Annotated in this window: 18 protein-coding genes; 8 read left to right on the top strand and 10 right to left on the bottom strand. The window is 67.5% G+C overall.

Translation table 11 applies throughout. The features are described 5' to 3' along the window. Positions 1-94: 94 nt before the first annotated feature. Positions 95-1012: a LysR substrate-binding domain-containing protein gene (locus QM732_RS00295; protein WP_415654217.1), complete on the bottom strand. Its 918-nt coding sequence runs from the start codon at positions 1010-1012 to the stop codon at positions 95-97. 105 nt (positions 1013-1117) lie between these two features. Between QM732_RS00295 and QM732_RS00290 the strand changes: the two genes are divergently transcribed. From QM732_RS00290 to fusA, 6 genes are all read left to right on the top strand, one after another. After that, positions 1118-1879 carry an SDR family NAD(P)-dependent oxidoreductase gene (locus tag QM732_RS00290; protein ID WP_415654216.1) on the top strand — a complete coding sequence of 254 codons (762 nt, stop codon included), beginning with the start codon at positions 1118-1120 and terminating at the stop codon, positions 1877-1879. A gap of 11 nt (positions 1880-1890) precedes the next feature. Next, the gene (locus QM732_RS00285) at positions 1891-2271 is read left to right on the top strand and encodes a nuclear transport factor 2 family protein (protein WP_415654215.1); all 381 of its coding nucleotides are present in this window, start codon (positions 1891-1893) and stop codon (positions 2269-2271) included. Positions 2272-2314: 43 nt separating this feature from the next. After that, positions 2315-3391 carry a LacI family DNA-binding transcriptional regulator gene (locus QM732_RS00280; RefSeq protein ID WP_415654214.1) on the top strand — a complete coding sequence of 359 codons (1077 nt, stop codon included), beginning with the start codon at positions 2315-2317 and terminating at the stop codon, positions 3389-3391. Positions 3392-3794: 403 nt separating this feature from the next. Next, the gene (locus QM732_RS00275) at positions 3795-6668 is read left to right on the top strand and encodes a TonB-dependent receptor (protein WP_415654213.1); all 2874 of its coding nucleotides are present in this window, start codon (positions 3795-3797) and stop codon (positions 6666-6668) included. Positions 6669-6675: 7 nt separating this feature from the next. Beyond that, on the top strand, positions 6676-8214 hold the full coding sequence (locus QM732_RS00270; RefSeq protein WP_415654212.1) for a tryptophan halogenase family protein: 1539 nt from the start codon (positions 6676-6678) through the stop codon (positions 8212-8214). Between the two features lie 466 nt (positions 8215-8680). After that, positions 8681-10693 carry an elongation factor G gene (fusA, locus tag QM732_RS00265; RefSeq protein WP_415654211.1) on the top strand — a complete coding sequence of 671 codons (2013 nt, stop codon included), beginning with the start codon at positions 8681-8683 and terminating at the stop codon, positions 10691-10693. A 105-nt stretch (positions 10694-10798) separates the two neighbouring features. Here fusA and QM732_RS00260 read toward each other — a convergent pair whose 3' ends face one another. The 7 genes from QM732_RS00260 to QM732_RS00230 form a co-directional block, all read right to left on the bottom strand. Beyond that, positions 10799-11167 (bottom strand): hypothetical protein, encoded by a 369-nt coding sequence (locus QM732_RS00260; protein WP_415654210.1) that lies wholly within the window; start codon positions 11165-11167, stop codon positions 10799-10801. 17 nt (positions 11168-11184) lie between these two features. Then, positions 11185-12534 carry a S41 family peptidase gene (locus QM732_RS00255; protein ID WP_415654209.1) on the bottom strand — a complete coding sequence of 450 codons (1350 nt, stop codon included), beginning with the start codon at positions 12532-12534 and terminating at the stop codon, positions 11185-11187. Between the two features lie 104 nt (positions 12535-12638). Continuing rightward, positions 12639-13355 (bottom strand): pirin family protein, encoded by a 717-nt coding sequence (locus QM732_RS00250; protein WP_415654208.1) that lies wholly within the window; start codon positions 13353-13355, stop codon positions 12639-12641. An 89-nt stretch (positions 13356-13444) separates the two neighbouring features. Continuing rightward, a complete protein-coding gene (locus QM732_RS00245; RefSeq protein ID WP_415654207.1) occupies positions 13445-13930 on the bottom strand; it encodes a GNAT family N-acetyltransferase in 486 nt (161 codons plus the stop codon). After that, positions 13927-15243 carry a cytochrome-c peroxidase gene (locus QM732_RS00240; protein ID WP_415654206.1) on the bottom strand — a complete coding sequence of 439 codons (1317 nt, stop codon included), beginning with the start codon at positions 15241-15243 and terminating at the stop codon, positions 13927-13929. Before QM732_RS00240 ends, QM732_RS00245 begins: the two co-directional genes overlap by 4 nt. Continuing rightward, positions 15240-15695 (bottom strand): FixH family protein, encoded by a 456-nt coding sequence (locus QM732_RS00235; RefSeq protein ID WP_415654205.1) that lies wholly within the window; start codon positions 15693-15695, stop codon positions 15240-15242. Before QM732_RS00235 ends, QM732_RS00240 begins: the two co-directional genes overlap by 4 nt. A 43-nt stretch (positions 15696-15738) precedes the next feature. Then, the gene (locus QM732_RS00230) at positions 15739-16098 is read right to left on the bottom strand and encodes a DUF3703 domain-containing protein (protein ID WP_415654204.1); all 360 of its coding nucleotides are present in this window, start codon (positions 16096-16098) and stop codon (positions 15739-15741) included. 600 nt (positions 16099-16698) lie between these two features. Here QM732_RS00230 and QM732_RS00225 point away from each other — a divergent pair. Then, entirely contained in the window at positions 16699-17748 is a 1050-nt protein-coding gene (locus QM732_RS00225) for a sensor histidine kinase (RefSeq protein WP_415654203.1), read from the top strand. Between the two features lie 21 nt (positions 17749-17769). Continuing rightward, positions 17770-18576: a LytR/AlgR family response regulator transcription factor gene (locus QM732_RS00220; protein ID WP_415654202.1), complete on the top strand. Its 807-nt coding sequence runs from the start codon at positions 17770-17772 to the stop codon at positions 18574-18576. A gap of 12 nt (positions 18577-18588) precedes the next feature. Here the strand turns inward: QM732_RS00220 and QM732_RS00215 are convergent, their stop codons facing one another. Together QM732_RS00215 and QM732_RS00210 are read right to left on the bottom strand one after the other, a co-directional pair. After that, positions 18589-19269 (bottom strand): general secretion pathway protein GspB, encoded by a 681-nt coding sequence (locus tag QM732_RS00215; RefSeq protein ID WP_415654201.1) that lies wholly within the window; start codon positions 19267-19269, stop codon positions 18589-18591. 14 nt (positions 19270-19283) lie between these two features. Further along, the gene (locus QM732_RS00210) at positions 19284-20927 is read right to left on the bottom strand and encodes an AAA family ATPase (RefSeq protein WP_415654200.1); all 1644 of its coding nucleotides are present in this window, start codon (positions 20925-20927) and stop codon (positions 19284-19286) included. Positions 20928-20956 lie beyond the last annotated feature (29 nt).

Genomic DNA, 20956 nt, shown 5'->3' with positions numbered 1-20956 from the left:
ATGCGCCGTCGCTCCCCAGCCGCACAAACCCTAGGGCGCCCGGGGGTGGGGGCGGCCAGGACGGCGAATTCCCACGGCAAACGTCAGCGAAACCTCAGCCGCTACGGCGGTCGTCGAAGGGCGCGAACACCTCGGCCACCCAGTCCGCAAACACCCGCAGCTTGGCATTTAGATGCCTGCCACTGGGGTAGATCAGGTGCATCGGATGGCGCGCGCGCGTCCAGTCGGTCAACAGTGCCACGAGCGCGCCGCTCGCCAGGTGGGGCGCCACCATGAAGCGGAAGGTCTGGCCCACGCCCAGACCAGCCAGCAGCACACTGAGGTGGGCCGTGCTCTCGTTGACGGCGACGCCCGAGGGCGCCTGCACGACGACTTGCTCCTCGCCACGCTGGAAATGCAGCGGGAACGCCTTGCCGCTGAGTGACGAGAAATAGCCCGCGACCGTATGCGCCAGTGTCTGCAGCTCGGCCGGCTGGGTGGGCACGCCGTGCGCGGCCAGGTAGGCCGGGCTGGCGCAGGTCACATAGTCCAGACTGGCGATGCGCCGCGCCACCAGCGATGTGTCGGCCAGTTCGCCGCCGCGGATCACACAGTCCACACCGTCGCCAATCAGATCCACCGGCCGATCGTTGACGCCCAGATCGAGCTGGATGTCCGGGTAGCGGTCCCGAAACGCCGGCAGGGCGGGGATCAGGATGAGGTTGGCCAGCGATGAGCCGATGTCCACCCGCAGCCGTCCTCGCGGCCGCACGCGGGCGCTGCCGGCGCTCTCGTCCATCTCGTCCAGTTCCCCCAGCAGGCGGACGGCACGCTCGTAATACGCAACGCCCTCGGGCGTCACGCTGACACGCCGGGTCGTGCGCTGCAGCAGCTTGACCTGCAGGTGGCGCTCGAGATCGCTGATCAGCTTGGACACCGTTGGACGCGGTACGCCCAGCGCATCGGCCGCTTTGGAGAAGGCGCCGGCCTCGGCGATGCGCACGAACACGCGCAGGGCAAGTAGTTGGTCCACGCCCCATTATCTACACGCATGAATTTACATGTTCAGTTTTACGTATTTATTCACAGCTATGAATAAACCATAGTTTCGACGTCCACATCAAACCGGAGAAACCAGATGGGAACCAGCAACAAGCTCAACGGCAAGATCGCCGTCGTCACGGGCGGCAGCAGCGGCATCGGCTTCGCCGCGGCGCAAGCCTTCGCCGCCGAAGGCGCATTGGTCTACATCACGGGTCGGCGCCAGGCCGAACTGGACGCAGCAGTCCTGGCCATCGGCCCGCGAGCTGTCGGCGTGCAGGCCGACTCATCCAAGCCGGCCGACCTGGAGCGCCTCTATGCTCGGGTGCAAGCCGACCACGGCCGCATCGACGTGCTCTACGCGAACGCAGGTGGCGGGTCGATGCTGCCGCTCGGCGCCATCACCGAGAAGCACTACGCCGACACCTTCGACCGCAACGTCAAGGGCGTCGTCTTCACGGTGCAGCAGGCGCTGCCGCTGCTAAGCGCCGGTGCCTCGGTGATCCTGGCGGGCTCGACCGCCGCACTCAAGGGCACGGCCAGCTTCAGCATCTACTCGGCCAGCAAGGCCGCCGTGCGTGCCCTGGCCCGCAGTTGGGTGTTGGACCTGAAGGACCGCGGCATCCGCGTCAACACGCTGTCGCCCGGCCCCATCCACACGCCCGGCCTGGCCGAGCTCGCCGGTCCCGACACCGCCCAGCAGCAGGGTCTGCTGGACTACCTGACCGGCCAGATTCCCATCGGCCGCATCGGCCAGCCGCGCGACGTGGCCGCCGCAGCCGTCTTTCTGGCGTCAGACGACGCCGGTTTCATCACCGGCATCGACCTGTTCGTCGATGGCGGCATCGCCCAGATCTGAAGGAGCCCGCCATGAACATCCCCGCCCAACTGCTGCAACGCTATCTCGACAGCATCCGCGACCCTGCCGCAGCAGCCGCGCTGTTCTCTGCAGACGGCGTGCTGGAACTGCCCACCGTCCAGGCCCGCGCCCAGGGTCCGGCCGCCATCGAGGCGCTGATCCACGGTCTGCTTGCCAAGGTGCCAGACTTCCGCTTCAAGGACGTACAGATCTTCATCGACACGCCCGACCAGGCCTTCGGCGAGTACAGCGTCGAAGCACAGGTGGCCGCCACCGGCAAGATCTACAAGCAGACCTATGCCGGGCGCCTCGTGGCCGAGGGCGGCCGGATCCGGCTGCTGCGCGAGGCGCTGGACACGGCCGCCGCTGCACGCGCTTTCAGCCCCGATTGATACGCGCTGCCGCCACGCCGGGGCCACGCCTACACTCGCAGCCTTGCCCCTCGCCGCCGACATGTCGACCAAGCCGCCCGTTCCGCCCTCCGCCAAGAAAGCGCCTTCAAGCCGCCCGGACGGCGTCGTCACGCTGGAACAGGTGGCTGAGTTGGCCGGCGTGTCGCCGAGCACGGTATCGCGCATCCTGAACGGTACAGCCGCCGTCAGCCAAGCCAAGAAGGATGCCGTACAGGCTGCCATCCAGGAGCTTGGCTTCCGGCCCAACCCGGTCGCCCGAGGCTTGGCGGGCGGTCGCACGCTCAGCGTGGGGGTCGTCACGCAGATCATTTCCAGCCCGTTCTACGGTGAAGCGCTGCTGGGCATCGAGCGCGAACTGGAACGCGCCGGCTACGTACCGCTGTTCGTATCGGGCAACTGGCACGAGGACGACGAGCGCAAGGCCATTGAAACCCTGCTGTCCCGCCGTGTCGACGGCGTCATCGTGCTGGCGGGCCGCATCGCCGATGCGGAACTGGCCAAGGTGTCGGACAACCTGCCCGTCGTGGTCGTGGGACGCCAGTTGGCCGGACCGCAGCTGTTCAGCTTCAGCTTCGACAACCGCGAGGGAGCGCGGCTGGCCACCCAGCATCTGATCGACCAGGGCCACCGCCGTATCGCGTTCATCGCCGGCGACCTGATGCACGACGATGCCGTCGAGCGTCAGAACGGCTATTTCGACGCGCTGGCTGCGGCCGGCATCGCCGTCGACCCCAACCTCATCGTGCAGAGCGACTACACCGAGGCCGGCGGCATGCTGTCGGTCACCCGGCTGCTGGAACGGGACGCGCACTTCACGGCGCTATTCGCCTCCAACGACCAGATGGCCATCGGTGCCTGCCTGGGCCTTCACCGGCGCAACCTGCGTGTGCCGGACGACGTGTCCCTGGTCGGCTTCGACGATCTCATCATGGCGCGCTATGCCATGCCGCCGTTGACCACGGTGCGCCAGTCGGTCTACGAGATCGGCGTCGAGGCCGCGACCGCCATGCTAGAGATGTTGCGGGGCGGCCAGCCCAAAGCGCAGCTCCCCGGCCCCGAGCTGGTTGTGCGCGAGAGCACCCGGCGCATGCAGCGCTGAGCGCTCGCCTCTTCCTGCAGGAACGATACCGGGCCGCCTGCGGCGTCCATCGAGTGCGCTGCGGGCGACTGTTGTTCCGCCCGGGTAAACCATGTGGCCGACCTCCGGCGGGCGCAGCATCATGATTTGAAAGCGCTTTCAGTACTTTCATCGGAATACCGCTTTTCAACCCTGGACAACCCTGAGCGCAGCGCTTCCCTGCATCGCCCCCCGGCGGGAGCAATACCGGGAGGCGAAGCAGTGACGGCGGCCACAGCCGGGCCACAACCAATCTGTGTTGCCGCCCCGCCGCGACCGAGGGTGTTGCCTAGGTTGAAAGCGCTGCCAATGACATATGCTTGAAAGCGCTTTCAGCTCGACATCGAGCCACACACGACAAGATCACAACTCTGGAGACAAGTGAATGAGACAGCCACGCCCTGCCCTTCGCCTCACAACCCTGGCCGCCGCCAGCGGCCTGTTGTTCGCCAGCGCCGCCGCGCACGCGCAGGTCGCAGCCCCCGCCGCCAAGGACAAGGACACGCAGCAGCTCGAAACCGTCGTGGTGAAGGGCATTCGCTTCAGCCTCGAAACCTCGGTGGCGACCAAGCGCAACTCCGACTCCATCGTCGAAGCCATCTCGGCTGAGGACATCGGCAAGCTGCCTGACGCCAGCATCGCCGAATCGCTCGCCCGCCTGCCCGGCCTGACCGGCCAGCGCGGTCCGGATGGCCGCGTCAACGTGATCTCCATCCGCGGCCTCTCGCCCGAGTTCTCAGGCGTACTGCTGAACGGCCGCGAGATCGTCAGCTCCAACGACAGCCGTGCCGTCGAATACGACCAGTTCCCCGCCGAGCTGGTCAACGCGGCCACCATCTACAAGACGCCCGACGCCAGCCTGGTGGGCCAGGGCCTGTCCGGCACGGTCAACATCCAGACGCTGCGCCCGCTGAGCCTGGGCAGCCGCCAGGTGGTCGTGAGCCTGCGCGGCGAGCGCAACTCCAACGGCACCATGGTGCCGGGCGTCACCGGCGCCACCGGCATGCGATTCTCGGCCTCCTACGTCGACCAGTTCGCCAACCGCACGCTTGGCGTGGCGGTGGGCTTCGCGCGGCTGGACTCGCCCTCGCAGACCAAGCAGACCGAACTGGTGGAGTATGGCGACTACACGCCCTACGGCCTGCCGCTGACGGGCAACGCGCCGTCCAAGGTGGGTACCGGCCAGGCCTTGCTGCCCATGTACTGGACCGCCCAGACCGCCACCAAGAAGAACCTGCGTGACGGGCTGGTGGCCGTCGTCGAATACAAGCCCAGCGACGACCTGCATTCGCAGGTGGACCTCTACTACTCCAAGTTCAAGACGCACGAGGTCGCGGGCAAGTGGCAGCAGAGCCTCTTTGGCAATTGGTCCGCCGGCATCACGCCAGCGATGAGCAACATCACCACTGAGCAGATCGGCAACAACACCTTCGCCACCGGTGCCACGATCTCGCAACTGGTCGCCAACGTCGGCAGCATGGATACGCGCCGCACCGACGACATCGTCGCGCTGGGATGGAATACCAGCCTCAAGCTGAACGAGAACTGGAAGGCGGTGACCGATCTCAGCTATTCGCGCGACAAGCGCAACGAGCGCTACGCCGAGGCCTATGGGGGCGGCTACGACTACGCCAACAAGGCCTGGACCTACGGCGCCTACCGCTGGAACGTACCGACCAACGGCGACCCGCAGACCTTCACGCCCGTGCTGGCCGACCAGCTGTCCAACCCCGCCAAGATGGCCTTCGGCGACGTGGCCGGTATGGACTGGGTGCCCAACGAGGCCTGGTTGGGCGCCATCCGCCACCCGGAGGTCAAGGACGAGATCAAGTCGGCCCGCATCTCGCTGGAACGCTCGCTGGATGGCTTCTTCAGCCATCTGACGCTGGGCCTGAACTACACCGAGCGCGGCAAAGACGTGGCCAAGAACGAAGACCGGCTGCTGATGAAGAAAGACGCCAACGGCGAGTTCATCCGTTCCATCCCCACCAGCGTCGTGCAGCAGCCCTTCGACATGAGCTGGGCCGGCATCCCTCAGATGCTGCGCGTGGATGTTCCCGGGCTGGTCGCCAGCGGCGCCATCACGCTGGAGGAGGGCCAGTTCAGCAAGTGGGTGGCCAACAACTCCAACGTGCGCGAGAAGGTCCGCACCGCGTTCAGCAAGCTGGACATCGACACTGATCTGTGGGGGCTGTCGCTGCGGGGCAACCTGGGCCTGCAGGTGGTACACGCCAGCCAGAGTTCCGAAGGTTGGGAGTACCGCGGCAACGACGAGATGCCCGACAAGAGCCTGCTGTTCAAGCGCACCGGCGGTACCAGCTACACCGACGTGCTGCCCAGCATCAACCTGGTGGCAGACTTCCGCAACAACTGGATCGCCCGACTGGGGCTGGCCACGTCCATCGTGCGCCCCAACATCGTGGATATGCGCGCCGGCACCAGTACGCCGGCCGTCAACGGCGATGCGGCTGGTACGCCACACGCTGGCGAATGGACCACGGCCTACGCCGGCAACCCCGAACTCAAGCCCTGGCGCGCCGCGGGTATCGACCTGTCGGTGGAGCGCTACTTCGGCAAGCGTAGCTACGTGTCGCTGGCCGGCTTCCGCAAGAACCTGCTCAGCTACATCTACAACCAGCTGACAGCCGTGGATGCTTCTGGATTCCCGCAAGTGGCTCCCCCGGGGGTCACGCCCAAGCCCATCGCGCCCATGATCCAGCCGCGCAACGGCACTGGTGGCAAGGTGGAGGGCATCGAGTTCGCCGCTGCGCTGGAAGGCGGGCTGCTCGCCAAGGCGCTGGACGGCTTCGGCGTCATCGTCAGTGCCTCCAAGCTGCGCAGCTCCATCAAGGACCAGAATCCCGACCCGACCGTCAGCACTGCTCGCGACGTCCCCCTCAACGGCCTGTCGGGCCGCTCCAACAGCGTGACGCTCTATTACGAGCGCGACGGCTTCTCGGCCCGCTTCAGCCAGCGTTACCGCTCGCCATTTACGGCCACCACGCGCGACATCTTCCTGAACAACACGACGCTGCAACAGGCCGCCGACAAGGTGGCGGACATGCAGATCGGCTACGCGTTCGAGGAAGGCAGCCTCAAGGGCCTGGGGCTGACGCTGCAGGTGGGCAATATCTACGACAAGCCAACGATGAACTACAAGTCTCTTGGTGGCGAGGCGCCGGACAAGACGCAGCTGATGCCCAACTACATCCGCTACTTCGGTCGCACCACGACAGTGGGCCTGACCTACAAGTTCTAATGCGCGGATGAGCAACGTGAACGCCGTGCGCAGCCTCGTCGTCGTGGGCGGCGGCACTGCCGGCTGGATGAGCGCTGCCGCCTTTGCCAAGGCGCTGGGCGGCAGCGTGCAGATTCGGCTGGTGGAGTCGGACGAGATCGGCATCATCGGTGTTGGGGAAGCCTCCATCCCCAACCTGACCGAGTTCAATCGCGCCCTGGGCGTCGACGAGGATGAGTTCCTGCGCGCCACGCAGGGCTCGTTCAAGATGGGCATCGAGTTCGTCAACTGGGGTGCGGTCGGCGAGCGCTACATCCACGGCTTCGGCCGTGTCGGCCAGCCCGAGGACACGGTGCCCTTCCACCAGTTCTGGCTGCGCATGGCCCGGCAGGGCAAGGTCCGGCCGCTGGGCGAGTACTCGATCAACACGGCCGCACCGCGCGAGGCCCGCTTCATGCGCGCGCGGCCGGACATGCCGGGCTCTGCGCTGGCCGAGATCGCCCACGCCTACCACTTCGACGCCAGCCTTTACGCGCGCTTCCTGCGCCAGTACGCGGAGCAGCGCGGCGTGCGTCGCACCGAGGGCAAGGTGTCGAGCGTGGAACAGCACGAGAACGGCCACATCGCGGCCTTGCGCATGGAGAGCGGCGAGCGCATCGCGGGCGATTTCTTCATCGACTGCACGGGCATGCGCGCGCTGCTCATTGGGCAAACGCTCAAGGCCGGGTACGAGGACTGGTCGCATTGGCTACCCTGCGACCGCGCCATCGCCGTGCCATGCGAGCGCATGGACCCGCTGCTGCCCATGACGCGTTCCACGGCGCACTCGGCCGGCTGGCAGTGGCGCATTCCGCTGCAGCACCGCACCGGCAACGGTCATGTCTACAGCAGCCGCTTCATGGAGGCCCAGGACGCCGAGGCCATCCTGATGGCTGGGCTGGACGGCAAGCCCACTGCCGCGCCGCGCCACCTGAGCTTTCGCACCGGCCGCGCCGGGCGCTTCTGGATCGGCAACTGCGTCGCCGTGGGGTTGTCCAGCGGCTTCCTGGAGCCGCTGGAGTCCACGAGCATCCACCTCATCCACATGGCGGTCGCACGCATCCTGGAGTTTTTTCCGAACGCCGGCTTCGACGCCACTGACATCGACGAGTACAACGCCCTGACCCGCGAGGAGTTCGAGAACGTGCGCGACTTCCTCGTGCTGCACTACAAGCTCACGCGGCGCGACGACTCCCCATTCTGGAACTACTGCCGCCAGATGGAGGTGCCGGAGCGGCTTGCGCGCAAGATGGCGCTGTTCGCCTCCAACGGGCGCGTCTACCGCCGCAGCGACGAGCTGTTCGCCGAGTCGAGCTGGCTGCAGGTCATGGTCGGTCAGGGCCTGATGCCGCGCGGCCACCATCCTTTCGCCGACCAGCCGGACGAGGCCGAGGTGCTCGCCTACTTGGAGAACGTGCGCCAGGTGGTGGGCAAGTGCGTACAGGTCATGCCCAGCCATGCGGAGTTCATAGCCCGTCACTGTGCAGCACGCCCCGCCGCGACCGTCGCGACACCCCAGCCGGCTTGACTTCAGCCTCCAGGCAACGTCTGGTTCGGCGGCGCTCCCTTGATGTTGCGCCGTCCTTGTTCGCCACTTGGCGAGGCCGCGGAAGCGGCCATTTTTTTGCGCGGGCTTGAAAGCCCCACAGCCACCCCGACATTTGACGTCGATCGAAAATCGCTCTTGTCATGAAGATCAACCACGCGCCCCAAGCCCGCATCACTCACTGAAGCGTCTTCGACCGTGTTCGGAAGGCGCCATGCCTTCCGGTTCAGCAAGCAACCCCGGCAGGCACGCACCTCCCGGGGTTTTGTTTTTCTGATCCGACTTCCACCATGTTCAACCGCACCTTCGACAAGCTGATCGCCACGATTTCCGAGCGCCGGAGCGCGGCTCGGCCCTGCCTGTCGCGTGCGCGCTTCGGCGTCCTGCCTTCGCGCTAGCCCTCGGCGATTCCGCTGAGGGCCTGCCCCTCACCCATTCAGGAATCGCCATGAACTCGAACAACTCCCGCCAACTGCGCAACATCGGCGTCATCGCCCACGTCGACGCGGGCAAGACCACCACCACCGAACGCATCCTGTTCTACACGGGCGAAAACCATCGCATCGGCGACGTCAACGACGGCAACACGACGATGGACTTCGACCCACAGGAGCGCCAGCGCGGAATCACCATCCACAGCGCGGCCACGACCGTACACTGGCAGGGCACGCAGATCAACCTGATCGACACGCCCGGGCACATCGACTTCAACCTCGAGGTGCGACGCTCCCTGCGCGTACTGGACGGCGCCATCGTCGTGTTCGACGGCGTGGCAGGCGTGGAACCCCAAACAGAGACCAACTGGCGCCTCGCGGACGAGTACCGCGTGCCGCGCCTGGCCTTCGTCAACAAGCTGGACCGCGTCGGTGCGGATTTCCAGCGCGTTGTTGCGTCCATCCAGGACCGCCTGTCCGTGCGCGCGCTGCCGCTACAGCTGCCCATCGGGGCCGAGAGCCAGTTCCGCGGCGTAGTGGACCTGATTGCCATGCACGCCCTCGTCTGGGAACGCGACGATGCCTCCGCACCGCCGCGCATCGAAGCCATCCCGCCCGAGCTGCTGAGCGCCGCCGAAGCTGCACGCGCACATATTCACGAGGCCGCCGCCGAACAGGACGACACGCTGCTGGACGCCTGGCTGAGCGGCAACGCACTGCCACCGGACGCACTGCGTGCAGCGCTGCGCCGCGGCACCATCGCTGGCGCCTTCGTACCCGTGCTGGCCGGCTCGGCCTTCCGCAACCGGGGGGTGGAGCCGCTGCTGGACGCCGTCGTCTCCTACCTGCCCGCACCCGGCGAAGCGCCCGGCGCGGCGCCCACCGACGGCCCGCTGTCAGCACTGGCCTTCAAGCTCAATGCCGACGACCACGGTGCAATGGTGTTCGTGCGCGTCTACAGCGGCCGGCTGAAGCGCGGTGACACCGTCATCAACGCCAGCACCGGCAAGGCCGAGCGCGTATCGCGCCTGTACGAGATCCACGCGGACCGTCGCGTCGAGCGGGACGAGCTCGTCGCGGGCGACATCGCAGGCGTCGTCGGCCTGAAGGACGTCCTGACCGGCCACACGCTGGCGGACCGGAAGGACTCGGCCGTGCTGGAGAGCATCGTCGTGCCCGAGGCCGTCATCGACGTCGCCATCGAGCCGCGCCAGCAGGCCGACGCCGCCGCCCTGGCAAAGGGCCTGGGCGTGCTCGTGCGCGAGGACCCGTCACTGCGCCTGCGGCAAGACGCCGACTCTGGTCAGACACTGCTGTCCGGCATGGGCGAGCTGCAACTGGAAGTGGCGGTGGAGAAGCTGCGTTCGCGCTTTGGCGTGGCCGTAGCCGTGGGCCGCCCGCAGGTCGCCTACCGCGAGAGCATCGCGACCGCGGCAGAGATACACCATCTGCACCGCAAGCAGAGCGGCGGTCCTGGCCAGTTCGCCGAACTGACGCTGCGGGTTGCGCCGCTGCCTCGCGGGTCCGGCATCCGCTTCGAGAGCCAGGTGGTGGGCGGCGCGATTCCGCGCGAGTTCATCCCTGCGGTCGAGGCTGGCATCCGCCGCGCAGCCCTGGCAGGCCCGGTCGCGGGCTATCCGCTGGTGGACTTCGAGGCGATGCTGATGGATGGCAGTGCCCATGTGCGCGACTCGTCCGCGCTGGCCTTCGAGCTGGCCGCAGCAGCGGCGCTGCGCGAGGCCGTCATGAAGGCGGCACCTGTAGTGCTGGAGCCCGTCATGGCCGTCGAAGTCATCACGCCCCAGGACTATCTTGGCGACGTCATCGGCGACCTGCTGCGCCGGCGTGGCCAGGTGCAGGGCCAGGATGCACGTGGCAATGCTGTCACCGTGACGGCCCATGTGCCGCTGGCACAGATGTTTGGCTACATCGGTCACCTGCGCGCGATCAGTTCGGGGCGCGCGCAGTTCACGATGCAGCTGAGCCACTACGCCGAGGCCCCGGCACGCGCCGCGCTGGCGGCGTGAGCGGCGGTGGGGTGGTCGGCCCGTTCGGGCTGGTCACCCCACCGATCGCCATCCAGTCGTTGAGCGCCGACTGGGGGCCGATGTGTCATCCCGCGTCGAATGCAGTCATTCCCACTTGTGGCTGACGGTGCAGTTCATGGCCGAGCCCGAAGAGGCAAAGCGCACGTTGCTGTACACGGCTCGGGCAGCGTCATCGAAGGCTCCCTTGGGACTCGAATCCAGGACTTCCACCTTCGTCACGACACCTCGCGAAACATCGAACCGAAGCAGAGTCCATCCATAGGGTGGCCGATCGCCTTCGCGCTTCGTATACGTCATCTGCCCCAAGGCGCGGCAATCGTCATTCCAATAGCCAAGGCCCATGGGGGGCTCGGGCGCGACGGGAAGCCGCGGCGCCGGCGTGGCACAACCTGCGCAAAGGAGCATCGCAAGCATGGACAGCAGGGGCAGACGCGACATGAAGCTGTCTTTCAAGGCAAGGTACGTTGCATCTACTTCGGACGAAACCCGGCCATGATGGTCTTGCCATCTTCGTCCAGCAGAAGGGACCAGCGCCATTCAGCTTTGGCGAACTTCACGTCGTAGATGGTTTCTCCAATTCGCCCGACTTCGACGAACGTCACGCTCTGCAGCGGCCCCAGCGCAGCGATGTCCGAGTGAATCTGTGGCAACTGCCCGCGCGTCAACTCCGCCATTGCGGGACTGAGCAGGTCGTACCTGGGTGCGCCCGCCTGCAGCTCGGCAATGCTGCGCCGGAGTGCGGCCTCACTGCCTGGCTGGGCCGTCGAGCGCGGGACGAGCAGGCGCCGCTCGGCCACGCCGTCAGGGCCGGAAGGCGCGTCGGCGGGTGGCAGCTCCTTTCCGGCGGCCTTGAGGGCGATCGCATAGGCCCGCGCGAAAGCCTCGGCCGAAGGCGCGGGAACGTCAGGCTCGACACCTCGGCCCTCCCAGTTGGTATGCGTGATCGGATTCACCGCCGTGCCGGTCGGCAGGAACATGGACAGCCCCGCAGGAAGCGGCTTCACGCCGCCCGGGTTGGCGCCGCCGCCTGTCACTTCCCCTACAAGCGTCGCCAGCTTCAGGCTACGCATGTCGTAGGCGAATTCCTCCCCGCCGGAGAAGGTCTGCGGTCCGATGAGGAGCACCACGGGCTTGGCCAGGTAGCTGAACTGAACCGCCTCGGTTTGGAACACATCCCGCCGGTATTCGTCGGTGCCGGGCCTGCGCCACAGCAGGTCGTTGACATGCGTCGGCGTCTGCGGGTCGACGAAGAAGCTCACGAGATACGAAACCGCCCCTGGCGCGCCACCTCCATTGCCGCGCAGATCGAGGATCAGGGCATCAGTCCCGGCAAGCAGCCGCATGACTTTGTCCGCCGTCGGCTTGAACAGGTCCTTGGGCACAAACCCGTTGAGGTCCACGTAGCCGATGTTCTGCCGGAGTACGTCGACGCGGGTGAAGCCGGCCTCGCTGCGCGGCGGCACCTCGCCTCGCTTCGGTGGATCCCGGCGCCGCTCGGTGCCCCGCACCCGCAGGTGCTTGTCACGCGTTACGGCGGCCAGATCCTCCGTCAATCGCCGGGCAAGGGCATCGGCGTCCGTGATCGCGTCGTACTCGCCCGCGGCCAGATTCCTGGAGAGGACAGTCGCCGCGCGGCGGCCGACGTCCGGAAAGACGTACTCCTGCGTCATGCGCTTGGCCGCTTCATCCACGACATTTCGCCGGACCGAGGCGTCGAGGCCAAGCTCCGATGCTGCCCCGCGCGAGACCTGATCCGCAGCTGCCGGCTGCCAGATCCCGGCCAGCCCGATCAACGCGCTCGACACAAGCGCGACGGTCACCGAACGTTCCCTCATTTCCTGTACACCCTTGCCTGCATGATCTTGTCAGTGGCCACCATCGTTCAAGCCCACCCTGACGGCGGCTCAGTTCGGTGCGCGTTGACCTAAGGCAAGTCGAACCAGATCCATCGCGCCTCCGTGCGCGCCACCACGGCCACCTGCCTGACCGTCGACAGCTGCAGCCCATCTCCGCCCCGTAGCTCCAGCGGCTGCGGCTCGCCGTCCACCTCGGCCAGCACGACGCCTTCGAGGATTTGCAACCAGCCGTAGCGGTCGCCCGGGATGTCGTGTGCGCAGCGATCGCCAGGCTGCGCCGCCACGGCCCAGATGTTCACCGGCGCACGCAGCTGCAGCACGCCGGGCTGCTCCACCGCACTCGCGACCAGACGCGGGCCCTGCGTCGCCCGTAGAGCTCCTTGCAGCAACTGATAGCGCGGCGGTAGCTCGTCAGCGTTGCCGTGCAGCCAGATCTGGAACAGATGCGTCGGCGACTCGGCGGCCGGGTTGCGCTCCGAATGCCTGACACCGGTGCCTGCGCTGATGAGCTGCACATCCCCTGCTTTCAGAAGTCCCCGATGGCCTGCCGAATCCTGATGCTCCAGTTCTCCAGACAGCATGAACGTCAGGATCTCGAAGTGGTCGTGGGCATGCTCGGAGAAACCCGAGCCGCCGGCAACGATGTCCTCGTTGATCACCCGCAGGGCACGGAAGCCCATGCGCGTCGGGTCGTTGAACGAGCCGAAGGAGAACGTGTAGTGCGCCTGCAGCCAGCCCGTCTTGGACCAGCCGCGGGCCTGCCGGTCATGGAATACGTCGCTCATCGTCTGCTGCACCGGGTGGAATTCCTCATCCCGGCTTTATAGCCGCCGACGTGGACCGAGCGGGATTCGGACCGCCCGGTCCACTTCTGTCAGGGCCTGACGGGCCAGAAGAACACGCTCTTGAGCCGCATCGGAGCACCCAGCCGCTCATAGAAGCGGATGGCGCCGTTGTTGTGCGGCTTGGCCTCCCAGCGCAGGCGCGAGGCACCAGCCGCCCGCGCCACGCTTCGCACATGCTGCATCAGGGCTTCGCCAATACCGCCGTTGCGATAGCCTGCCCGCACATAGACGTCGTCGAGGTTCATGAGCTTAGCGTCGCGCCAAACGGAATAGGTCCAGGTGTAGCTGACGAAGCCCGCCAGGGCGCCATCGACCTCGCCCAGCACTGCCCCGAAACGGAGGGACTCGCCAAAGCCGGCCTGCGCCAGCGCAGTCGCATCGGTCAACAGTTCGGCCGCGTCGCCCTCATGGTGAGCCAGCTCCTGCATCATGCACAGCAGCTCGGGCAAGTCGTCGATCGTGGCCGGTCGGCAGATGGCCACTTGCGCGGGCCGCCGAGGTGTCGTCGACTTCATGGCGCGGGCCTCCCTGACGGACGTTCATCGACGGCGTCCGACAGACTGCGCAGGAAGGCGACTATCTGCCGCGACTCCTCCTCGTCCAGACGGATGGCCAGGCGTCCGGCCCGGGCTTTACCACCTGGTGCCAGTTCGCTGACGCCCGCCACGGCGGGCGGCGAGCGCCGGTAATGCGCCACGACCTCATCCAGCGTCGTCAGTTGGCCGCCGTGCATATAGGGTGCGCGCAGCGCCACGTTGCGTAGGCTGGGAGTCCTGAACGCGGCTTCCATGCCAGGATCGTCGGCAGCGATGAAACTCAGCTCACCGCAAGCTTGCGCATCAGCATCGCTGTAGCGGCCCAGGCAGTTGAACTCGTCCGCCTGCACGCGGGCGATGGCGCTTGCACGGCCCCGGTCGGGCGCTCCCGACAGCCGCGGCGGCACACCGGTGTTGTGGAAATGCTGGTCACTGAACAGCGGGCCGTTGTGGCAGGTCGCGCACTGGGCCTTGCCGATGAACAGCCGCAAGCCACGCACCTCGTCCAACGCCAGCCATTGGCGGCCAGCGGCGTCGCCGGCTTCGACGGCACGAACATATCGGTCGAAGCGGGAAGGACTGGAGACCACCGTCCGCTCATAGGCCGCCACGGCCTTGCCCAGATTGGCGAATACCCGATTCACCGCGTCGCGTTGCACCTCGCTCATGCGCTCCCACGCCTGCCGCTGCTCCGGCGTGCCGGCGGGGCCGGCATCCTCGGGAAGGCCCGTCAGCGGCGGGAATGCACCGAACACCTGCTCGTACTGCTCCCGATGATGGGCGAGTAGCTGCTGAGCGATGCGCGTACGGTTGCTGCCATGCTCGGCGCCGTCCTCCAGTGGCCCCAGCGCCTGCGACCAGAGACTATCCTTGCGCCCGTCCCAGAACAGCCAGGGGCTGTGGGCCGCGTTCGCGATGGGCATAGTACGGCGCACGCCCTCGCCGATGCCTAGCCCGACCGGACGTCCGTCCTGGAACTGTTTCCTGGGGTCATGGCAACTGGCACAGGACACTCGACCATCACGCGAGAACCTAGTGTCGAAGAACAGCGTCCGGCCCAGCCCAGCGGCCTCGGGAAGATCAGCCACTGCGTTGCCGGGGTCAGGAGGCACTGCGCCCAGCCGATCCAGCCGCATCGACGCCAGCGTGGCGAGTTCTACGGCAGACCATCCCTCATCGCGGGCGCCGTTTGCGCAGACGCCCGCCAGCGCCGGCAACAGCGCGGCCAGGGTGAGGGCGGTCCAGCGGCGGCTGCGCAGCGGATACCAGCTGGAGAGACGCTCCAGCATCATGGGCGCTTCAGGCCATCGTCGGCCATCGCCAGGTTGAACACTGCCTTGTCGCGTGCGCCGGCGGCGTCGATGTCCAGACGCAGGTTCCACCAACCGGTCATGCTGAACTTCATACCTTCGATGAGATAGCTACCGGATGCCAGCTCCCGGGTCACCCGCGGCTTAGTAGGCAGCCCGTGGCCGTGCTGAGGCATGCCACCGTCGACGGCGATACGCGCACCGCTCACCGGCGAACCGTCACTGCCGGCCAGCTTCACCGTCCAGCTGTGGATTTGGCCGATGGCAGGCCCCTGCCCGGGCGGGATCATCTCAACGACAAAGCGGCCATCTGCGCTGCGATGCTTCAGCGAGTAGTCAAGGTCGGCGGGCGGTGTGCTGCAGCCGGACAGCAACACGACAGCAGCGAAGGTCGCGGCTGTCAGAGTGGAGGCAAAGAGGATTCGTGTGAACATGGATTGCGTGCTCTAAGGGGTTGGACTGGACCGCTTGCGCGGCCTAGGCGCGGGTCGCGTCGATGACGCGCTGCAGGTCGGCGGGAATGGGTAGGGGTTTCCAGCTCGGCACGTCGGAGCCGCCCGTGTTGCCGGGCGGCACGGCCCCCCAGGGCGTCAGCAGCACCGCGGCAACGATGCGCCAAAGCTGGCTCAACACCTCGCCCGCACGACGCTGCCGCAGCGCCCAGGCAAGCATGGCGACATGCACGCGGACATGCTCGCGAGTACTGGCCTGGCCCAGGACATGGGCCCGTTCGAGATGCCGGAAGGCGTTGATGGGTGCGCCAAGCGCCTCGTGGAATCGCGCAGCGTCAAGTTCGTTCGAGACGGGAAGGCGTATGCGCCGGGCAAAGGAAGTCATCTGGTACTCCTGAGTGAAAGATGGGGCGGTGGGAACTTGCCGGAAGCGGACTGTGGGGATGTGCCACCGCGCATGACAGCGCGCCGCGACGTGCGGTCGGAAAGCGTCCCGCGGCGGTCGTTTGCACCGACCGAACGGAAACCCGTACTCCGGCGCAGTCCAGGCCCGCGGTGTCGGCTGCCATCCGCGCGGTCGATGCGATTCGGTAGGCTGCGCGGCCCCTTGCCGCACTGGGAACCACCGCTCGTCGCAAAGCGCTGCCGACGGCGCCAGGCCACCCGGCACAGTCGGCCCGCCGACGACATCCTGTCGGCGATCAACCCCGGAGATGACCATGAATTCCACCCCGAATCCTCAGACCTGTCGTTGCGACCTCTGCCCTGGCGTGGGGTGCAAGTGCGGCTGCCAGGACAAGGCGGCACAGCCGTCGTGCGCCTGCGGACTGCAGTGCCGCTGCGGCCCAACCTGCGCCTGTCCCAAGTCCTGAGCCGGGCGCCCGGCTCTCGAGTCGACGCCCCCTCGTCGACTCGATTGGCGTATCCGCCACCCGGCCTTAGAGTGCTTCGCCGTTGCCAGCCCCTTCCCTGCCCCCCGCGCGCCATGACGCCTTCCGCCCAAACGGCCCCACCCCGCGGCCTGCTGCAAGTCCTGCTGATCGCCGCAGCCCTGTGGGCGGTCGCCGCTGTCCTGCTGTTCCTCGTCGTGCCTGGCATCGAGACCCTTCCCAGGCTGCTGACGTTCTCCGAGTGCGTTGGCCTGACCATGGTCGTCGTAGCGATGCTGCTGCGCCGCGCCCAGCATTTCTCCCGCTTCAAGCCGACCTGGCGCTGGCTGCTGACGGGCCTCATCGCCATACCCGCGGGCTACTTCATCGGCCACCAGATCGCCTTCCTGCTGCTGGGCGAGCCCATGCAAATGGTTGGTCACCGGGCCATCAGCTTCATCCCCATCCTCTTCACCATCCTCGTGGGCGGGTTCGGCCTGCACTACTACGCCACCCGCGAGCAGTTGGCGTCGGAAGCGGCACAGCGTGCCGAGGCACAGCGCCTGGCCGTCGAGTCCCAGCTGCGCCTGCTGCGCACACAGCTAGAGCCGCACATGCTGTTCAACACGCTAGCCAACGTGCGCTCGCTAGTGCGCGAAGACGTAGGCCGGGCCGAGACGATGATCGACCAGCTCATCATCTACCTGCGCAGCACCTTGATCGCCTCGCAGACCGACGCCGTGGCGCTGAGCCGCGAATTCGCCCAAGTGCGCGCCTACCTGGACATCATGGCACTGCGCATGGGCGCGCGCCTGAGCTACCGACTCAGCCTGCCCCAAATGCTTGAGGGTGTGCTCGTGCCGCCCATGCTGCTGCAGCCCCTGGTCGAGAACGCCATCAAGCACGGCCTGGAGCCCAAGATCGGAGGCGGCAGCATCGATGTGCAAGCGCTGCTGCGTGACGGGTTCATCGAACTGCGCGTGCGCGACAGCGGCCTAGGCCTGGCCGCGGATGGCGACATGGCCCCCGCTGGGTCGGGCAGCACCAGCTACGGCCTGCAGCATGTGCGCGACCGGCTGCGCGTGACCTATGGCCAAGCGGCGGAGCTCCGCCTGGAACGGCGCGCACCTTCAGGTGTCGACGCCACGATTCGCATCCCAGGCTGACATGCCCCCGAGGAGATTGACATGTCAACTACCCGCGCACCCAGCGCCGTCATTGCCGAGGACGAGCCAGTCCTCGCCCGCACACTGCGCCGCCTGCTGGAACAGGCCTGGCCCGAGCTGCACATTGCCGGCCTGGCGGAGGACGGACTGCAGGCCACGGAGCTTGCGCTGACGCATGCACCGGACATCATGTTTCTGGACATCAAGATGCCGGGCCGCAACGGCATCGAGGTGGCGGAGGCCGTCGCGGACGAATGGCCCGACGGGTCGGCCGAGCCACTGTTCGTCTTCATCACGGCCTACGACGCCTATGCTGTCGCGGCCTTCGAACACGCCGCCGTCGACTACCTGCTGAAGCCCGCGACCGGCGAGAGGCTAGCGCAGACTGTCCAGCGCCTGAAAACGCGACTGAGCGAACGAGCGCCAGTGCCGAGCGAGGGCGACATGGCGCAGGTCATGCAGCGTATGCAGTACATGGCCGCCCCCCCCGCGGAGCCGCGGGAGCGCATCAAGGTCATACGCGCCGGCGTCGGCAACACCGTACGCATGATCCCAGTCTCCGACGTGGTCTGCTTCGAGGCGACCGAGAAGTACGTCAACGTCGTGACGGCGGCCGGCGAGGCGCTCGTCCGGATGAGCCTGCGCGAGCTGATGGCAAGCATCGACTCGACTGATTTCATGCAGGTCCACCGCAGCGTCCTCGTGAACTCGAACACCATCGTCAGCGCAACCCGAGATGAGAACGGCCACTACAGCCTGAACCTGCGCGGCCTAGCCCGCCCGTTAAAGGTCAGCCGCGCCTTCAGCCACCTGTTCCGGCCGATGTAGCTCCAGCCTGGGCTAGACCGGCTGCCGGTAACGCTGCCCCTTGAAGCGCAGCACCAGCTCGCGAGGGCGGATCTGCTCCAGCACCAGATCGGCACCCAGCTTGGCGCCTTCACGCTGCACTTCGCCGTTGATCATCACGAAACGGCTGGCCGGGTCGTCCGAGTAGACCGAGCCGCTGATCACCAACCGGGGCAGCTCGCGCAGCGTACTCTCCGGCAGCTCAGCCAGCCGCGGGATGCGGGCTTCGGCCGGCGCCGCCGCGGGATTCTCGGTTGGCGGGGCGGCAACCACGGGGCCAGGCGCTGCAGCCACGGCCGCCGCACCCGGCGGCGGTTCGGGCGCCAAGTAAGGTGAGCCCGAAGCTGCGGCCAGCGGAGCCGGCACGCTCACGGCCGGTGGGCGCGCTTGCGCTGTTGGCGGCACGACGGGAGCGCTCAGGGGCGCCGTGGCGGACGGTGCAGGTGATGGCAGCTGGGAGATTGCTTCCTGGGGGCCGCTGGCCCACCAACTGCCGGCGCCAATGCCGGCAAGCAGCAGCAGTCCGCCACCAGCCCAGGGCAGCCAGCGGCGCGGACCGGTCGCTGGCTCGACCTCGTGGCCGGATGGCGGCGGGGTGTGCAGGCCCGGCACCTGGCCACGCTCGCGTTCACGGTCGGCTTCGGCCCGGCGCAGGGCATCGAGGATGTAGGACATGGCAGCCTCGATTCTCAGTGCGCCGCGTCCAGGCGCGGCTCGGCCACGCCGATGACCCGGTTGAGCTGCATCAGCGTGATGGGGCCAACGCGGCCATCCGGCTGCAGGCCCTGGCTGGCCTGGAAAGCCTGCACCTGAGCGGTCAGTTCGGTGCCGCCTGGCGGTGCGGACGCGGCCGGGCCGCGCCCTTGGGCTGCCAGTTGGACGGCCAGCCAGTCACGCAGCGGCGCGCCGTTGTCGGCGCGGTTGGTGTAACCCGGCGGCACGCGCCAGAAGGTCGTGAACTCACCGCGCCATGCGGCGGCCAGTTCGGGCAGGGCGACCCGGCGCAGCGCGCCGTCCACTCGCAGCGTAGCCCACTGTCCATGCGTCGCGTCCAGTCCCACCAGCGCGGCCAGGGTCGCCGGCTGACCGGGGCGCTGCAACGTCAGCAGGACGGGCCGGTCAATGAGGCGGATCAGCGACAGGCTGCCGCTGGTGCTGCGATAGCACTGCAGACCACGCTGGGCAGCGGCGATACAGGGGTCGACCGATGCCGGCAGCGGCAGGCCCCAGGCGTCAGCCAGCGCCGCCCAGGCATCGCCGTCGCGCGGCGTCCAGTCGGCCAGGCGCAGCGGCTCGGACACGAACCCGGCGCTGCTTGCCGCACTCGCGGCGGACGCCGCCGCGGCTGCGCTGGCTGGCAACGACGCGGCTGCAGCCGGGGAGGCGGCCTCGGCCACGGCACCTGCCGGCGACGGCCGCTGCAGCGCCCAGGTCAGCCCGGCCCCAGCCACGGCCGCAGCCAGCAGCGCCAGGCCCATGAGGACGGAAGCCGACACGCGCCCGGGTGCCGGTGCCACCTGCTGCGCATCGAACACCTCGGCCGCGGCCTGGCGCACGATGGTCCGCGTGACCTGCACCTGGCCGCTGGCATAGCCGCCCAGCAGCGCGCGATCGCAAAGCAGATTGATGCGGCGCGGCACGCCGCGGGTGAGCTGATGGATGAGGCGCAACGACGCGCCGTCGAACGGCAATGCGCCGGTAAGGCCGGCCACGTTCAGGCGGTGGCGGATGTACTGTGCCGTCTCGGCCTCGGACAGCGCCCCGAGGTGGAAGCGAGCAATGACGCGCTGCGCCAGTTGCTCCAGCTCCGGCCGCGCGAGCATGCCGCGCAGTTCAGGCTGGCCGATCAGCACCACCTGCAGCAGCTTGCGCTCGGCAGTCTCCAGGTTGGTGAGCAAGCGCAGCTGTTCCAGCACGTCGGCAGACAGGTTCTGCGCCTCGTCGATGATGAGGACGTTGTTGCGCCCGGCAGCGTGCTGCGCCAGCAGGAAGGCGTTCAGCGGGTCGACATAGTCCTTCACCGTCTGCGCGCCCGGCGGTACGGGCACGTGGAACTCGTCGCAGATGGCCCGCAGCAGCTCGGTGACGGTGAGCTTGGGGTTGAAGATGTAGGCGACGTTGCAGTTCGCCGGGATCTGCTCCAGGAAGCAGCGGCAGACGGTGGTCTTGCCCGCACCGATCTCGCCGGTGAGCAGCACGAAGCCGCCGCCGCCGTCCAGCCCGTACAGCAGATGAGCGAGCGCCTCGCGGTGGCGCTCGCTCATGAACAGGTAGTGCGGGTCCGGCGCGATCGAGAACGGCGCTTGTTTCAAGCCGAAGAAGGGCGCGTACATGGCCGGCAGGATAACCAGGGCGACGCCCA

The sequence above is a fragment of the Roseateles sp. genome, assembly GCF_047654805.1.
In the GTDB taxonomy this organism is placed as follows: Bacteria; Pseudomonadota; Gammaproteobacteria; order Burkholderiales; family Burkholderiaceae_C; genus Pelomonas.
The sequence above is the reverse complement of the archived record's forward strand: the minus strand, read 5'-3'. Positions and strand labels throughout refer to the sequence as shown.

Bases quoted from the DNA above. Each gene is read 5' to 3' on its own strand.
- QM732_RS00290 (WP_415654216.1), top strand. From the start codon at position 1,118: ATGGGAACCAGCAACAAGCTCAACGGCAAGATCGCCGTCGTCACGGGC.
- QM732_RS00285 (WP_415654215.1), top strand. From the start codon at position 1,891: ATGAACATCCCCGCCCAACTGCTGCAACGCTATCTCGACAGCATCCGC.
- QM732_RS00275 (WP_415654213.1), top strand. From the start codon at position 3,795: ATGAGACAGCCACGCCCTGCCCTTCGCCTCACAACCCTGGCCGCCGCC.
- QM732_RS00270 (WP_415654212.1), top strand. From the start codon at position 6,676: ATGAGCAACGTGAACGCCGTGCGCAGCCTCGTCGTCGTGGGCGGCGGC.
- fusA (WP_415654211.1), top strand. From the start codon at position 8,681: ATGAACTCGAACAACTCCCGCCAACTGCGCAACATCGGCGTCATCGCC.
- QM732_RS00250 (WP_415654208.1), bottom strand. From the start codon at position 13,355: ATGAGCGACGTATTCCATGACCGGCAGGCCCGCGGCTGGTCCAAGACG.
- QM732_RS00245 (WP_415654207.1), bottom strand. From the start codon at position 13,930: ATGAAGTCGACGACACCTCGGCGGCCCGCGCAAGTGGCCATCTGCCGA.
- QM732_RS00240 (WP_415654206.1), bottom strand. From the start codon at position 15,243: ATGATGCTGGAGCGTCTCTCCAGCTGGTATCCGCTGCGCAGCCGCCGC.
- QM732_RS00235 (WP_415654205.1), bottom strand. From the start codon at position 15,695: ATGTTCACACGAATCCTCTTTGCCTCCACTCTGACAGCCGCGACCTTC.
- QM732_RS00230 (WP_415654204.1), bottom strand. From the start codon at position 16,098: ATGACTTCCTTTGCCCGGCGCATACGCCTTCCCGTCTCGAACGAACTT.
- QM732_RS00225 (WP_415654203.1), top strand. From the start codon at position 16,699: ATGACGCCTTCCGCCCAAACGGCCCCACCCCGCGGCCTGCTGCAAGTC.
- QM732_RS00220 (WP_415654202.1), top strand. From the start codon at position 17,770: ATGTCAACTACCCGCGCACCCAGCGCCGTCATTGCCGAGGACGAGCCA.
- QM732_RS00215 (WP_415654201.1), bottom strand. From the start codon at position 19,269: ATGTCCTACATCCTCGATGCCCTGCGCCGGGCCGAAGCCGACCGTGAA.
- QM732_RS00210 (WP_415654200.1), bottom strand. From the start codon at position 20,927: ATGTACGCGCCCTTCTTCGGCTTGAAACAAGCGCCGTTCTCGATCGCG.